Genomic DNA, 14,611 nt, shown 5'->3' on the forward strand with positions numbered 1-14,611 from the left:
TTGGTATCGCGGTTGTTTAAAACCTGTGCGCTCGATGCCGACACGGAAATTTGGGTGGCCAGCGTGTTGTCTGCGGCTGGGCTTCACCGCACGAAAATGGTCCGTTGGCAAACCGAAGGCAACTCGTTTAACGCATTGATCACGGGGTTTGTGCCCCCGCTTCGAACGTTGTTGTTATCGGATCGATTGCTTGACGAACTGCCGCGAGAACAGGTCGCGATGGTGGTATTGCACGAAGCAGCTCATCTGCGTCGTCGTCACGTGCCGCTACGGATGTCGTCGATTTTGCCGGCCTGGGCAGTCGGAGCGATGGTGACCCATTTCGCGGGCCAAGCCAGTTGGGCGATGGTCGCCGGCAGCGTCATGGCGATTGCATTGACGTTGGTGATGCTGCGTTGGGTGGCCTACCGCACTGAGTTTGACGCCGATGTCCAGGCTTGCCAACTCGCCGAACAAATTGGCTCGTCGGTCGAGGCAGTACCGTCGACTTACGCCGCCGCCGCCGAAACACTCAGCCGTGCGTTAATTCGTGTGACCGCCGACCATCCTGCTGCACGTAAACCCACCTGGCTTCACCCCGGCGTCGTCGACCGGATCGAATTCATGCGTCGCCAACGGATCATTCCAAACAACAGCAGCGTGACCGCCGGGACCATCGCAAACCCGGTGTAACCGTGGATCAGCACCAGCGTGTGGATAGTGGCGGTGGACGTAATCGGCATCATGCATCCAAAGATGCTGGCGATTGAAAGCAGTCCCGTCACAATCGATGTCCAAAATCCGACTTGCAGCAACGCGTTGGATCCCTGAACCCCAATCGCTTGACCAAGCAACAGGATCGCCAGAATCGGCAGCAATGTGACCACGCCGCCACTGGCCATCATGTGCAGGATCAAGGTCTTGCCCTCGAGATGATCCCCCAACAACGCCGGCAGCGCCGTTGCAGCAAGAACAATCGTGCAAACCACGATGATGAACAAGCAAAATTGAGTGGCGAGTTTGATCATAGTTTCAAATTGAGATGTGCTGATGGAGCTGTCGTCGGCGGATGTTGAAGCAGGAAGTCGTAGGTCAATTAGGCGGCGGGAGGATGATGGCGATGATGTCCCGCCAACCGCGAAGCCATCGCTCCGACGCCAACCAACAGAATCAAACACAGCACCAAGATCGAGGTTGCCATCAAGTACTTGAACGACGATCGTCCCACGAACAGTTGGTTCCAAACCAGCGATTGATTCGGGTCGAGTCCCTGCAGTGACGCCATCGTGACGCGAGTGCCTTGATCGGGACCGGGGCCAATCGATTGGACCGTCGACGCAAAAATAACGCTGTCTTCGCGATGGCATTCGGTACAACCACCGACGCCGAGTGCCCATCCGGCAGGACGAACGTTGTGGGCGATCGGCCACGTCGTCATCTCAATCGCCTCGGCGTTTTGAATTTCTTCGCGTGGAACCTGAGCAACCGTTTTTTCCTCTTCACCGCGGCGATAAACAAAGCCGCTCGAAACATACACGGCGGTTTCGATCTTTAGTTCTTTCTCGAGCGATTCCAGCGACGCGGCAACCTTTTCGTTGAACGATTCCGTGCCGGCTTCTTTTTGGGCGGTCGCCAATTTGTCCCGCTCTTCGTCGGTCAATTCTTCTTCGGGGGCTCTGTAGCGGTCATCGCCTAAGATCTTTTTGCGGTCCGAGCTGCCGAGTTTCGGTGCGATGATTTCTTCGACGAAATCACGACGCACTCGCAGCGATCGGCGTGTCAAATCATACGTGCTGGCTGGATCAAGCGGTTGGATCTTGCCATCGCTGAGCGACCCCCAATAAGCCGGCCAAATGGCTCGCTGGGGATAGATTTTTCCATCCTCCATCTTGCTGTAGATCGGGCCTGCGATAGCGGGCAATTCAAATCCGGTGCGATGTTCTTTGGTTCCCAGCGAATGTGACAAGCTAGTCATGATCCGCACCGCCTCTTCACGTGGGACCGGTCCGCCGTGACACGCGGTGCACGACAATTTGTCGAAATGCAACGGCGGCAGCCCATGGTGATGCGGATACGGTGCTCCCAGTCGGCCGGGACGCGCCGCGATCGTTGACGAGTTTTGTTCGTCGCCCAAGTGGCATCCGCTGCAAGTGAGTGTCGATGTGGAGGTCGGGTTCAGCGTTGATGCCGGATTCTGCTCGCCCTCAAAACCACGAACGGTATGGTGTTCGATGCCATTGCGGTGGCAGTCAACACATTGCATTCCCGCGCGCAGGTGAACGTCTTCGTCGTGCATCCAGCGATGTTCGATTCCCGCTTCGGTTACCGTGCGTTGACTGTGGCATTGAAAACATGCGTTGTTATGCGGTTCACGGATCACGTCCATGAATACGGTGCCATCAAGTTCAAATTTGCGGGCGTCGTACGTGACTTTGGGAAGTTTTTGCTGCGTCGACTCGTCGCTGGGGTCCGCGTCATCTTTGATTCGCGAAACACTTCCCTTGACGGTTCCCAATCGCAACGCCGCGGTCGCCGCCCAAGCAAAGTTTTCATCTTCGATTTGTTCGCGTCGCGTGTTGAAGTCGTACACACCGCTGCTGGCGTGACAAACCATGCAATCGACTTCGATCGAACCGCTCAGCCGCCAACGGTTAGGTTTTGCCGGACCCGCATTTGCCTGATCCTTAGCTGCCTGACTCGCTTCCGCGTCGCCGGGGTCGGCCTCGGAATCAGACTCCGTCGCCGTTTTTGGATCGGGGACGTCTTCAGGAGCGACTGCCACACCACCACCGGCAAGTCGGCTGCCAAATTGATGCGTCATTTCCCAGCGGCTGATCCCAAGTTCCGCAGGATCAAACGATCCTTTCCAATCGCGGTACGACAAGGGCAGCTGCGTACCGGTACGCGCATCGGTCCAAATCCAAGGTTCCCCTGGGCGACCATCGACCGAATCGTTCATAAAGGCATTAAAATGCCAGCCATGCGCAATCGTGTCATAGTCGTGACAGCGGCCGCAGGTGTTCAGCGGCGAATAGGGCTGGTCCGATTCCGGAGTGATCTTGCGATTGTTGATATCGTACAGATCAATATGGTGAATGTAGCGGGCGTTTGAATCGCTGTGAGCATATTTCGAGTCCGCCGCCGCGACGTTTGACCCTGGATTGCAGGCCGCCCCCAATGCGATGCTTAACAAACCGAGCATGCGGACGACCAGGCCGCAGCACCGCGGCAGCTGGATTCGCGGTTCGCCATCGCATTGCCAATTGGATTGCGAACGGGAGTCAATACGGCGATCAGCACGGAAATCGCGAGAACGAGACATCAGATCAGCCAACACTTTTGTCCTAGTAGAGCCAAATCGGCGAAAAGTCAAACTTGAATTGAGAGCGAATTTGCAAGCAGCGAAGGGAGCGTTTTCTAAGCGAAAACTCGTCCATCCCTTGCCGAATATCTGCGGCAAGAGGCGTTTGTCTTGGGGGCAACTGAATTCCAAGCCAAAATGCACCCTATTCACGATTCGCCGAATCGACATCATAATTTTGTCTTGACTAGTTTATAGACCGTTTACGCAAGGATTTCGATATGGGACGTTCAGGAGTGATTACTTTCAAGGGCAATCCAATGACTTTGGAAGGCGACGATTTGGCCGTGGGAGTTGCTGCACCTGCGTTTTCGCTGCACTACGCCGAAAACGGAATTCAAACTTTGACGCTCGACGATCTGAAGGGAAAACCTGCGATCATCAGTGTCGTGCCTAGCTTGGATACACCCACCTGTGCGACGCAGACCAAGCGGTTCAATGAAGAACTCGGAGCCCTCGGCGACAAAATCAACGCCGTCACCGTCAGCCGCGATCTGCCTTTCGCCCAAGCGCGTTTCTGTGGTGCAGAAGACGTCAAAATGCGAACCGCCAGCGATTACCAAACTCACTCCTTCGGTGCGGACTACGGTTTGACCATCGAAGAACTTAAGTTGCTGACTCGCGCCGTGATCGTGTTGGATGCCGAAGGCAAAGTTGCTTACAAGGAAATCGTTTCCGAAGTAACGCAAGAGCCCGATTACAGTGCGGCACTTGCTGCACTTCGCATGCTGGTTTAATCCACATCGCGGTGTGAGTGAACAAGATGGCTGACAAATCCCCTGCGGTAGTCGTTGCCGCGCTGTATCGGTTCGTGTCGCTTCCGGATTACGTCGAGCTACAACCTCGCGTGCTTGCCGAGATGACGGCGTGCAAGGTGCGGGGCACGTTGCTGTTGGCGACCGAGGGGATCAATGGGACCGTGGCGGGATCACGTGAAGGAATCGATGCATTGTTGTCGATGCTTCGCGAGGACCCCCGATTGGTCGATCTTGAAGTAAAAGAATCGTACTGTGACGAGATCCCTTTTAAACGTTCGCGTGTTCGGCTGAAAAAAGAAATTGTCACGCTTGGCGTCGACGGAATCGATCCCAACGACTCGGTGGGCACCTATGTCGACCCCGAGCGTTGGAACGATTTGATCAGCGACCCTGAGGTGGTCTTGATCGACACCCGCAACGATTACGAAGTGGCGATTGGCACCTTCGAAGGAGCAACCCATCCAGATACGCACACGTTTCGCGAGTTTCCTGAATACGTAGAGAATCATCTCGATCCAGAAAAACACACCAAAGTGGCAATGTTTTGCACGGGCGGGATTCGCTGCGAAAAGTCGACCGCTCTGTTGAAACAGCGAGGTTTTAAAGAGGTGTATCATCTTCGCGGAGGCATCTTGAAATACCTCGAGCAGGTCCCCAAGGAAGAATCACGCTGGAACGGAGAATGTTTCGTTTTTGATGAACGCGTGGCGGTGGGGCATGGGTTGAAGGTGAGTGATCATGTGTTGTGTTTTGCCTGCGGTTGGCCAGTCGATCGCGATGCACAACAGCATCCCGATTACCAGCCTGGGATTCATTGCCCCCAATGTGTTGATAAAATTAGCGACGAACAAAAGCGTCGTTTCGCCGAACGGCAGCGACAAGTCGAACAAGCAAAGCAAAAAAGTTAGTCCTTTTTGCGGCTTTCTAAAGGTGGGGATTAGACCCACGCAATGGATTTAGTGATCGCTGGGGCGTGATAATCTTGTTGCCACTGATTTTGGCTGATTCACGTGCTGCGGTTCGTCGTTAAATCACGGATGCGTTTTTTAGGTTCAGTATGTTACAATACGGACATACCTGAACGATTGCATGATTTAGATTGATACTACTGAGGAATTTAGATGGCGGATACGGAAACAGACAACAAGGCCGAGGATACTGCGATCGAAGGTCAAGCTGGTGTGGATGCAGCAGCAACCGAATCGGCGGCCCCTGAGGCCCCGCTCCTATCGTTGTCCGATATCAAGGCGGCGCCTGCGGATATCGATGAAGATGGCTTTGTCAGCATTTGGAACATCGCCGCGAACGCTTGCAACAAAAATACCGTGCAAGCACGCGAATTGTCGGCGAAGTTGCTGTGCTTCTTGTGCAAGAAACAATGTGATTTTGTCGTCACTAGCGGCAGCAACGCCGAGTACTTGGACCAATGGTTCGAACGTGACAATAAGTTGCTGTACGACTGGAAACCCGAAAGTGAAACGGTCGATGTCGTCGCACAGCACGCCGAAGTGCCTCATGACGCTTTCGTTAGCTTTCTGGCAAACAACAAGTTCGATCCCGCCAATGGCAAGTACACGGCCACTCGCGCCGTGCGAGTTCAATGGTTCCAGGAAATGTGGTGCGTTGGCTAGCGCCGCTGCCCTTGGCTGCAATCGCACTGGATGGGCACACGGGTCTCGCTCACAGAGACCTTTAGTACTGGGAATTTGAGTACAGTGAATGAGGCAGCGGAACGCAGCTGGGTTCCGTGCCAAGCTTGGTGAGTCGTGAATCAGGGGAACCCTTCGAGTTCCCCTGGACTTTCTCCCTTTCCTGCACACACCGCCTCGGCCCAAGGTTCCATGTCGAATTCGCTTCGTGATGATCACGCTTTGCAAGCCGCGGAATCCACCGCATCCTCGAATCCAAAAGGGTGCTGGTTTTATGGATGTCTAGCGGGATTCTTTTTCTTCACTGCCGCGGTCGGTTGCGTGGCCGCAGGAGCCTACTGGCTCTACATGGGGCAGGTCGAAAAGTTTACGGCGACGGCTCCCGTTGAACTGCCTACTGTGGAATACGCACCCGAGCAGTACAAAGAACTCGAAGCGGAAATTGAAACCTTCAAGCAGTCTCTCGAGGTTCCTGAGCCTGAAATTCAATACAAAGAGTTGGTGTTAACTGCCCGCGACATCAATGCGTTGATCAGTCGCGATGAATCGTTACGCGGCAAGCTGCATATTGAAATTGTCGAGGGGCAAGTGGTGGGGGATGTCAGTGTTCCGACGGACATGTTGCCTGGCGGCGAGGGACGCTATTTCAATGCCAAAGCCCACTTCGATGTGTCACTCGAAGAAGGCTTGGTTGTGATCAAGTTGATTGGCGCCGAAGTCAAAGGGAGCGAGGTTCCGCAAACCATCGTGGATGCAATGGCTGGCGAAAATTTGGCCAAAGATCTATATGAAAACCCCGAGACCGCAAAGTGGTTAAGCCGGTTTGAGCAGATCGAATTCGAGGACGACCGCGTCCGGCTTCGCGTCCGAACCGATACGCCAAATGAAGAGAATCCGACCGACGAAACACCCGTCGAGCAGGAAACGGTGGACGCGGCTGATGGCGAAGCCGGATCGGATACCGTTTTGTCAGGGCTGCAAACGTTGGGTTCTACGTAGCGCAGGTCGCCCAGGCTTTCGTCACGCTTTCGGCAGCACGAGTTCGGCAGCACGAGTTCGGCTTCACGAGTTCGGCTTCACTCTCAAAAAATCAGGCATCGTCGTCTCCGAAGGCGCATGTTTTTTTTTGCGGTTTGCCGCTTTGTTACGGTCATTTGCCGCGTGATCCGGTGGCAGCATGCGGCATCGGATGGCCAAAAAACGCTCTGGATATTGGGGGCCACGGATGCCATCTGTCTCGTGATTTGTCGAGCATTTCGAAAAAATTCATTCTGGCAGCGGCGGTCAAAATTGCCGCCGATCGGGTTGAGGGCACGATCGCCCCCCGATTTTTCTTGCCTCGGTATCACTCTTTACATGCGTTGGTAGGATTCGCTAACGCCAATGTTGTGATTTCAAAATAGAGGAGAATCGCGATGTCTACATTTTGGTCCATTGCCACCTTTATCGTTGCCACCGCCGTTTCGGGCGCGGCAGAACAAAGTCCATCGAGTTTGACTGAGCGGGTCGATATGATCGAGCTGAACCACTTTGTCGATGAGAATGGACGTGAGGTGTTTCAGCAGCTGATCTTCTATGATTGGTCAACGCAGGAGAAGCGGTTCCATGTTCGCGCATGGCGTTTGGTGAAGAAGCCGTCTCAGTTGCCCACGCGACGTTGGAACCCGACGCTCTACGAATGCGTTTGGCATGATGACGGAGTCCGCAAAATGGTGACGTCGTCATCGATGCGTGAGACATGGTCCCAGCAGGATCCCGAGCGAGTGAATCGCGAATTCTTGTCCGAAGACCGCCGCATCCCGCTTTGGGATCCGCAAGCAACCCAGGCGAACGGCGAAGCGGCGAATCACTAAAAAGGTGAGGCAGGCTTCTGCCGCTGTCATGTTGGCCGTTTGGGCACTAGCCCCAACGCCGATGTGGATTTTTTGCATTCGCCGCCGCGTGGTCATCGCTTACCGCTTGCCTTTGCGTCGCGATTGAGAAACGCTGATGTCTTGCTCGACGGAAAACGATTCTCCGCCATATTCCGGCAGCAAGCTACCGCTCAACAACAGCGATGTGTCATCGCTAGAGAGTCCCGTGTCAGAGCTCTGAAACTGGATAACCACATCGAGTTTTCCATCACCGTTGACATCGCGAGTCTCGTACTTAAAGCCATGCTTGCGGTGGCTTGGGACCCTTGCCGCGGAACCGGATTCAGAGGATTGAAGCCGCAATGAGCCAAAGTCGAGCATCGTAAGCGGATCGAGGTCGGAATTGGCAAGAATGGCAACCTCAATCTTTTTCCGTTTTAGGTTCACTTGATTACTGGGATCGCCAGGCAATATGTCGATTTCGACCTCGAGTTGATTGGTCAAATCCACCTGAACCGGGGCGTTGATTTCCTCTCCCCTGCCGTCGGAAATGACAACGACGAGGTCGAAGGTGGGCGTCGTCTCGTAGTCGAGTAACGCCGCATCGCGGACGGAGATTTCGCCCGATTCTGGATCGATCTTAAACGCGGACTGCATGCTGTCCTGTAACGCAAAGTTGAGTGCGTCGCCATCAATGTCCGACGCTTCGATGGAGCCAACCGTCGTTCCATTTGACGAATTCTCTGGCAGTGAGAAAAATGCGTCCGCTGCTACCGGGGCATCATTGATTTCTTCGATAAGCAGCGAAACCGTTGCTATCGTTTGCATTCCTCCGGCGTCTTCGATTGTGTAAGTAAATGCGTCGCTTCCCCAAAAGTTGGGTAGGGGAGTATAGGTGACGGTACCGTCGGCCGAGTTGATCGCCACACTGCCGTTTTCAGGGTCACTGGTTGTCACAATGCTCAATGGGCCTCCCTCGGGATCGCTGTCATTGGCAAGGACGTTGATCGTCACCGCTTGGTCCTCGTCGGTGATCGCTTCGTCGTCGCTGGCGATAGGCGGTAAATCCAGGTCACTCACAGCAAACGTTCGCACACCCGTGCGATCACTTAAGACCAACCGGCCTTGGCTAAACGCCATTTCTAACAACGCGGATCCACCGGGGGAAACCTGAGAGTAGTTCCATACTTCGTCACCCGACTCGATGTCGATGGCATGCACTGTGGCGGTCGAGTAATTCAATGAAATAACAAGCACGTGAGTGTCGGTCAGTAGCACTTCTCCGAGATTTGAGGGACTCTGCCAACTTTGCAGCAGCGAGCCATCGGTTTGGTCGAGAATTTGCAGTTCCCGGCCGCTGGTGAACGCCACTCGTCCACCCCCGATCGCCTTAAAATTAACTCCGCTCGAAGAGGACGCTGTCCACAAGTGCTCACGCGTGTCCCCATCAAACAGTGCCACGCCTGCAGTCGTGTACAGCACATCACCCGACTCTGCGACAATGGGCGAGGTCATTGTTCCGCTGTTGACGGGATGAACCATGTTAGCGAGACGTTCGCCGGTGTAACGGTTGTAAACTTCGGTTCCAAAGGCGAAAACAAATTGATCATTGACGGCTGATAGCGGCTGGCTGTACGCCGCGGAGCGTCCGACAAACCACTGTTCGCTCAGTGTTGATGCTTGGTAAGCACTGATCCCGCCATAGTAGCCGTCTTCGACAAAGAGCTGGTCGTCATCAATCACGGGGCGTTCACCCGAGCCCCACTGCGCCGCGTAGGTTTGCTGCAAAACAAGATTACCCGTGTCGGAATCGAATCCATACAGTCGGGGAAGATCACTAGAGGTTCCTCCCGATATCCCGGAATGGCCAGCCCGATTGACATAGACGACGCCGTCACGCAGCGAAGGTTCACTTACACCTTCGAACGCTCCACCGGTGAGTGTTTTGTGCCACACTTCTTCGCCTGTTTGCAGATCGTATGCGATGACATGGTACGTGCCCGACGGCGCATAGCCTTCGAGTGCCGTTCGATAAACGTGCGATTCGTCAATCGCGACTCCCCGTTCACGCCACGATCCCGTCCCGCTCTGGCTGTAATTAAGCTCCGCAAACCAAGCTTCCGCAATCGAGGTCGGATTGACTGCCGTGTCGACGTAGCTGGAATGCCCCGAATCGCCGCCCCGTTGGCTCCAAATATCTCCGGCTAAAAGCTCTCGCGCTTCACACTTTTCCAAAAGCAATCGTCGACGATTCCGTTGACTGGATCGGGTGGCGATGGATCGGGAACGGGTTGGCAATTTCAGCATGGAAGGTTCTCAAGTTTTGGGGAGCCAACGCAGCACGTGCGCGTCGAAGAAAACGAAACCAGGGAGGCGAAGTTTAAGAGCTGTAAACCCTGGAGTCAAATTTTCTGCGCGTCATGCACAGGGCGACCCGAGAATTGCATCTGCGCGCTGATTGTCTTGGCATCGCAACGGGATCCTTCTATCGGGCTTAGCAGAGATGCTGAGATGCAGGAGATTGCGGCTATCGTGGCGGTGGACATTGCTAATTTGTCACTGCCACAAACCGCTGATATCGATTGCAGTTGCCGTCGCTGTGGTTTGTGTCGTCAGGGCGCGACCCGTACAGCGGGCACTATACATGCCGATACTCTATTGACTCTTGACTGTGCCGCACGGCTTATTTGTGGCCGACGAGTCCGGGCATGCGGTCAAAGAAGTTGCGGGCGTGATCGAGGATCTCGTCGTATGAATGAGTCTCGACATCTTCGCCGATCAATTCGACTTCCAACGGGCCTGCGTAGCGATGCTCGCGAAGCGTTTCCAGGATCGTGCGCAGCGGAACGCAACCTTCGCCTAACAGACAGCGGTTCATTTCACCCAGCGGTGAATGACGGGCGTCACCGAGTTGAACCAGATGCAAGTGGGGCACGACGTCGGGCAGCCAACGCACCACCTCTTCGTCCATGCCGACATGATACGTGTCCAGTACCAAACCCAGGTTGGGGCTGCCGACGGTTTCGATGATGTCGAGGGTCGATTGCAAATCGTTAACGAATGACCATTCGTCGCCACACCCAGGATGGAATGGTTCGAGTGATAAGCGAACACCAAATTCTTCCGCCACAATCGCGATCTCGTGCAATGCGTCACAAAGGGTGCGTCGGGCATGATTGCGGATGTGATTGTTCTGGCCGCCGGCAAGCACGATCAAGGTGTCGGCTTTTAGATTGGCTGCGTCGCGGACCGCGTGGATCGCATCGGCAATCGCATCATCGGTGGCGCGTCCATCGCTGCCGGTAAAGCCACCGACCCATGATAGCGAAGTGACGGACATGCTGGCTTCGGCAAGCAATTCAATCGTTCGGTCAAGACCAAAGTCTTCGAGTTTCGGACGATAGACTCCGATTCCCGTGAAGCCGCGTGATGTGTACGCGTGAACGTCTTCTGAAAAACTCCATCGCAGTGTGGATAACTGGCTAATGGCAAGCATGTTCATCCGTGTGTCTTTGCTTGTCGAAAAGTGGTCCATTCCGATTTGGTTCTCAGTGAGTTTTTCGAACGAAATAATCCGGACGAATGTTTACAGAGTGCCCTGCGTCCATCACGTGCGGGTCGCAGTATGGATAGCTCGGCCACTTTTGTAAAGTTCGTTTATCCGCATAGTTTGCAGAAGAAAATTTCGTCGGGAAATTCTCGCAAGCTTGCATCGAAAAGGAAAAGGAAAGAAAAGAAAAGTTCTATGCGTACTAGGCGTTAGTCTATTGCATGTGTGGCAAGCGACGTCCCTGGCTGCGTGCCAGCGTTAATTGGTCATTCAGCTCGCTGACGCTCAGCGGAGTGACTGGAATCGTGATTAACGATTGGGGGTCGATCTCGCTACTGATTCGTCGCTTTGCTAGCTGTTCAACTTCTTCTTCTAGCGCATCCAGCCAAGCGGGAACATCGAGTCCGACACCGGTGGGATGCCGCGTCAAGATTTCCGATTCTTCTTCGAGCAATTCGAACGATCGGCTTGGTTGATTGTTTTCTGCATCACGCATCGCGGGCCCCACCAACGCACGCATCCGGTCGATCGTCATCGGTTGCACAAAACGTTCCAGGATGCGGTCGGCAACCGTTGGCATTCGCATCGCGTAATCTTTCTGCATCTGACGAAGCTTGGTGACGTAGATCTCGGCTTCGGAATCGATGCGTTCGCTGAGACTGCGCCGCCATAGTACCGACGCTGCTTCGAGTCCGCTTCGCACGAGTACCTCGTGGGCCCACATCACTGGTTTCAAGTTCCACGCGATGCGTTCGTAACGAACTCGCAGTCGCAGGAAGTCCAAGAACATATAGACTAGGTCGCCACGATCGCTTTGCGTCGTCGTGCTGTTGTAATCCAGGTACTCGGCGTGATGATCAATCAGTGCCTCATACACCAGTGCAATCGGTCGTTCGGCGCGTGAGATCTTCAGTGCACCCGACTCAATGTCCCTGAATAGCTTGGTGTCACAAAATTGGTCGTCCCCTTCTTCGAGCACGCGTTCTAACCAAACACCGACGCCTTGATGCAGGATCGCACGGACGTTGCCAAGTTGCAGGAACATTTGGGTAAAGATGGGGTCGCCATACTCTTTGATGAACTCAACGAGCTGTGCCCACTTCTTCGGGTCGGTGACGGTTTCCAGCGGCGAAAGGCGTAGGGTTTGGCTGTGGGCCAGCCAACTGCCAAGCAGTGTTTCGGTCAGTCGTTCCAGCAGCGGAATCAGGTCATCGGCAATCGCTTTTTCGTCGACCGGTTCGTCCTGATTGGCTTCGCAGTTGATGCGTACGGATTCGACAATCGAAGCGACCAGGGCGCGGAATCCCACTTGGAACAGTCCGTCAAATTCGGTGACCGCGCCGACGCCGATCGGATTGAGTTGCTCCATCTCGCGCGCTGTTTCAATCAACTGACACGCTTCGGCGATCAAACCACGCCGAGGCAACCAAAGCATCAGATGTCGCAGCACGCGTTGACGCAATCGTGCGACATAGATCTTTACGGGATCGCCACCGCGTGAGAGCGGGATGTACAGCAGGTTCTTGTCTCGCAGTGCCGCCAAGAAGGATGGGAACTGCTTGCGGACCGCTTCGGTATCGCCGGCGATAAGGGCGGCGAACATTTTGACGCTCTTCACGTCGTCTTCGACCATCTCGTCGTCGGGGTCGATCGAATCCCAGCTGGTCGTGGGATGAGCCAGCAGCGCTCCGCAAACCAAACGCCGCGAATCGGACATTTCAACCGCGGTTCCGATGATCCGTTCCATCAACGAGTCACGCAGCACACGATGGCGGTCATAGTTCCGCATCGACTCTTTGTCGCTGCCGCCTGAGGTGATTTTGTAACGACGCACAGCATCGAGCAATTCGAGCAGCCCGATACGATTCTCGCGAGCCCGAGCACCCCAGGCTTCGAGCGACTGGACGCGGTCGGGCAAATCGTTTTCGTCTTCGTCCATCACGGCGACGTCGGCGGCAACAGCCCACATGCGAGCCAACGACTGCATGAAGCTGAGGTGTTCGGTCAGCCGTTTGGATTCCGCTTCGAGCTCATCACGGCTGCCGTCGTCGCCGTATTCGTAGATCGCCCCTTCGTTGCCATCGTCGGTCGTGTCGCGATAGGACATGTCTTCGTACGCGGCGTCATACAGCCCCGAGTCGTCTTCATCGCCTTCTTCGATTTGCAGCAGCTCGCGATCCCAGTCGCGGTTCTTCGAGCTGCCGGGCGATTGATCGAGATTGAATTGCGGGGCGGACCAGAATGATTCGGCATTGGCTTCGAGGTAGTCAAAGAACTTGCGTACCATGGGCCAGATTTTGGCCGTGTCGTTTCCTGCGGCTTGTTTCAGCGCAGGCTGCACGTAGGCTTCGCCTTCGCCTTCGAGCGAAAATCGCAATCGCAGCAACCAACGTTCGGCGAGTCGCGGTAGCGAGCTGCCACCGAGTCGCAGGCCGACGCGATCGGCGTTGTTCAGCCAGTGCACCAGCAGCGCCATGGCGGGCGTGAAATCGTCGCGGTCTAGTAGTGCCGAGATCACCAGCGCATAGGCGCGGGGTGAGTCAAATAGTTCGGCATGGGGTGCCCAGAAAGCGATGTTGCCGGCCTCGGCGCCCCCTTCGTGCCACAGCCGCAGGGCTCGCGCGACAAGCTTTGCCGATTCGTAAGATTCCAGCGGATCGGTGGCTTCGATGGAATCGATCGTGTGCGCAGCGAATTGACGCCACCACTCGGCCATCTCGCGATAACGCCTTTCCATCTCGTCATAGGCGGCTTGGTTGTTCTGTGCCGCAGCTTCGCTCCAAACCCGGGCCATGTAACTAAACATCTGTTCGATCATGAACAGTAGGTCATCGACTCGGGCGTCATGAACGCTGCATTCGGGACTGGGGTACAAACTAAAGTTGCCCCCGAACCCGAGGATGTCCCAAGGGTCGATGACCGCGCCACATTCAATCGCGCGGCGAAGCAAATCGAACGATTCCGCTGGCACACGCAGTGCGTCATCGATTCGTCCGGCACGCAGCGCACGGAGCCCCAGTGTCATGTCGCAGTCGATCCGGCAAAACATTCTTGCCGATGCCGCCGGCACCGTATCGGATTGCCGTTTGGCCGCATCAGGGTACCCCATGCGGGCATACATCCGCGCCAGTTGCACATGTTGAACCTGAACAGCACGCCGCTCGGCAAGTGCCGCATTGAGATGTTGGCGGGCGGCTCCGAACGGTTGGCGACGCAGTTGTTGTTCCCGCGCCAAGCGTTCGGCGTGTTTGCCCTGCAATTGGTGCAGTCGGTCTTCGTAAAATGCGTCCCGATAGGAAGCAATCGGCTTCATCAGTGATGTCAGCGTAATGTCGCTGGTGTAGGCACCTGGCCCCCATCCGCTGATCCCTGATGCCATTAGGATCGTGCCCGCTAAAACCGTCGCGGCTTCGGCCAGCAGTTCCGACGGTTCCATGTCGCTCGGCTCACGAAGCCGGCTG

Annotated in this window: 11 protein-coding genes; 6 read left to right on the top strand and 5 right to left on the bottom strand. The window is 55.3% G+C overall.

The window, feature by feature from the left end:
* Window positions 1–672, top strand: a 672-nt coding sequence (locus RMSM_RS28590; RefSeq protein ID WP_236622341.1) for a M48 family metalloprotease, incomplete at its 5' end; no start/stop codon positions are given.
* On the opposite strand, the gene RMSM_RS40230 is transcribed toward RMSM_RS28590, so the two are convergent.
* Entirely contained in the window at window positions 573–1,007 is a 435-nt protein-coding gene (locus RMSM_RS40230) for a hypothetical protein (protein WP_144058039.1), read from the bottom strand. The two genes, RMSM_RS28590 and RMSM_RS40230, sit on opposite strands and share 100 nt — an antisense overlap.
* Before the next feature lie 68 nt (window positions 1,008–1,075).
* Window positions 1,076–3,181, bottom strand: coding sequence for a hypothetical protein (locus RMSM_RS28600; RefSeq protein WP_390173579.1), 2,106 nt, complete (start codon window positions 3,179–3,181; stop codon window positions 1,076–1,078).
* A gap of 380 nt (window positions 3,182–3,561) precedes the next feature.
* Between RMSM_RS28600 and tpx the strand changes: the two genes are divergently transcribed.
* From tpx to RMSM_RS28630, 5 genes are all read left to right on the top strand, one after another.
* Window positions 3,562–4,077, top strand: coding sequence for a thiol peroxidase (gene tpx, locus RMSM_RS28605; RefSeq protein ID WP_040769846.1), 516 nt, complete (start codon window positions 3,562–3,564; stop codon window positions 4,075–4,077).
* A 26-nt stretch (window positions 4,078–4,103) separates the two neighbouring features.
* Entirely contained in the window at window positions 4,104–5,006 is a 903-nt protein-coding gene (trhO, locus tag RMSM_RS28610; RefSeq protein ID WP_040769848.1) for an oxygen-dependent tRNA uridine(34) hydroxylase TrhO, read from the top strand.
* A gap of 213 nt (window positions 5,007–5,219) precedes the next feature.
* Window positions 5,220–5,729 (top strand): hypothetical protein, encoded by a 510-nt coding sequence (locus tag RMSM_RS28615; protein ID WP_008705500.1) that lies wholly within the window; start codon window positions 5,220–5,222, stop codon window positions 5,727–5,729.
* A gap of 210 nt (window positions 5,730–5,939) precedes the next feature.
* Entirely contained in the window at window positions 5,940–6,746 is an 807-nt protein-coding gene (locus RMSM_RS28620; protein WP_008705502.1) for a hypothetical protein, read from the top strand.
* 416 nt (window positions 6,747–7,162) lie between these two features.
* The gene (locus tag RMSM_RS28630) at window positions 7,163–7,600 is read left to right on the top strand and encodes a hypothetical protein (RefSeq protein ID WP_008705506.1); all 438 of its coding nucleotides are present in this window, start codon (window positions 7,163–7,165) and stop codon (window positions 7,598–7,600) included.
* A 99-nt stretch (window positions 7,601–7,699) separates the two neighbouring features.
* Here RMSM_RS28630 and RMSM_RS28635 read toward each other — a convergent pair whose 3' ends face one another.
* The 3 genes from RMSM_RS28635 to RMSM_RS41415 all read right to left on the bottom strand — a co-directional run.
* A complete protein-coding gene (locus tag RMSM_RS28635; RefSeq protein ID WP_236622342.1) occupies window positions 7,700–9,841 on the bottom strand; it encodes an Ig-like domain-containing protein in 2,142 nt (713 codons plus the stop codon).
* 442 nt (window positions 9,842–10,283) lie between these two features.
* A complete protein-coding gene (locus tag RMSM_RS28640; protein WP_008705511.1) occupies window positions 10,284–11,135 on the bottom strand; it encodes a sugar phosphate isomerase/epimerase family protein in 852 nt (283 codons plus the stop codon).
* Window positions 11,136–11,364: 229 nt separating this feature from the next.
* Window positions 11,365–14,611 (bottom strand): hypothetical protein (locus RMSM_RS41415; protein ID WP_040769866.1); only part of this gene is annotated, 3,247 nt, incomplete at its 5' end.

The organism is Rhodopirellula maiorica SM1 (assembly GCF_000346295.1).
In the GTDB taxonomy this organism is placed as follows: Bacteria; Planctomycetota; Planctomycetia; order Pirellulales; family Pirellulaceae; genus Novipirellula; species Novipirellula maiorica.

Excerpts from the sequence above, each read along its gene's own strand:
- RMSM_RS40230 (WP_144058039.1), bottom strand. The coding sequence starts at position 1,007 with ATGATCAAACTCGCCACTCAATTTTGCTTGTTCATCATCGTGGTTTGC.
- RMSM_RS28600 (WP_390173579.1), bottom strand. The coding sequence starts at position 3,181 with ATGCTCGGTTTGTTAAGCATCGCATTGGGGGCGGCCTGCAATCCAGGG.
- tpx (WP_040769846.1), top strand. The coding sequence starts at position 3,562 with ATGGGACGTTCAGGAGTGATTACTTTCAAGGGCAATCCAATGACTTTG.
- trhO (WP_040769848.1), top strand. The coding sequence starts at position 4,104 with ATGGCTGACAAATCCCCTGCGGTAGTCGTTGCCGCGCTGTATCGGTTC.
- RMSM_RS28615 (WP_008705500.1), top strand. The coding sequence starts at position 5,220 with ATGGCGGATACGGAAACAGACAACAAGGCCGAGGATACTGCGATCGAA.
- RMSM_RS28620 (WP_008705502.1), top strand. The coding sequence starts at position 5,940 with ATGTCGAATTCGCTTCGTGATGATCACGCTTTGCAAGCCGCGGAATCC.
- RMSM_RS28630 (WP_008705506.1), top strand. The coding sequence starts at position 7,163 with ATGTCTACATTTTGGTCCATTGCCACCTTTATCGTTGCCACCGCCGTT.
- RMSM_RS28640 (WP_008705511.1), bottom strand. The coding sequence starts at position 11,135 with ATGGACCACTTTTCGACAAGCAAAGACACACGGATGAACATGCTTGCC.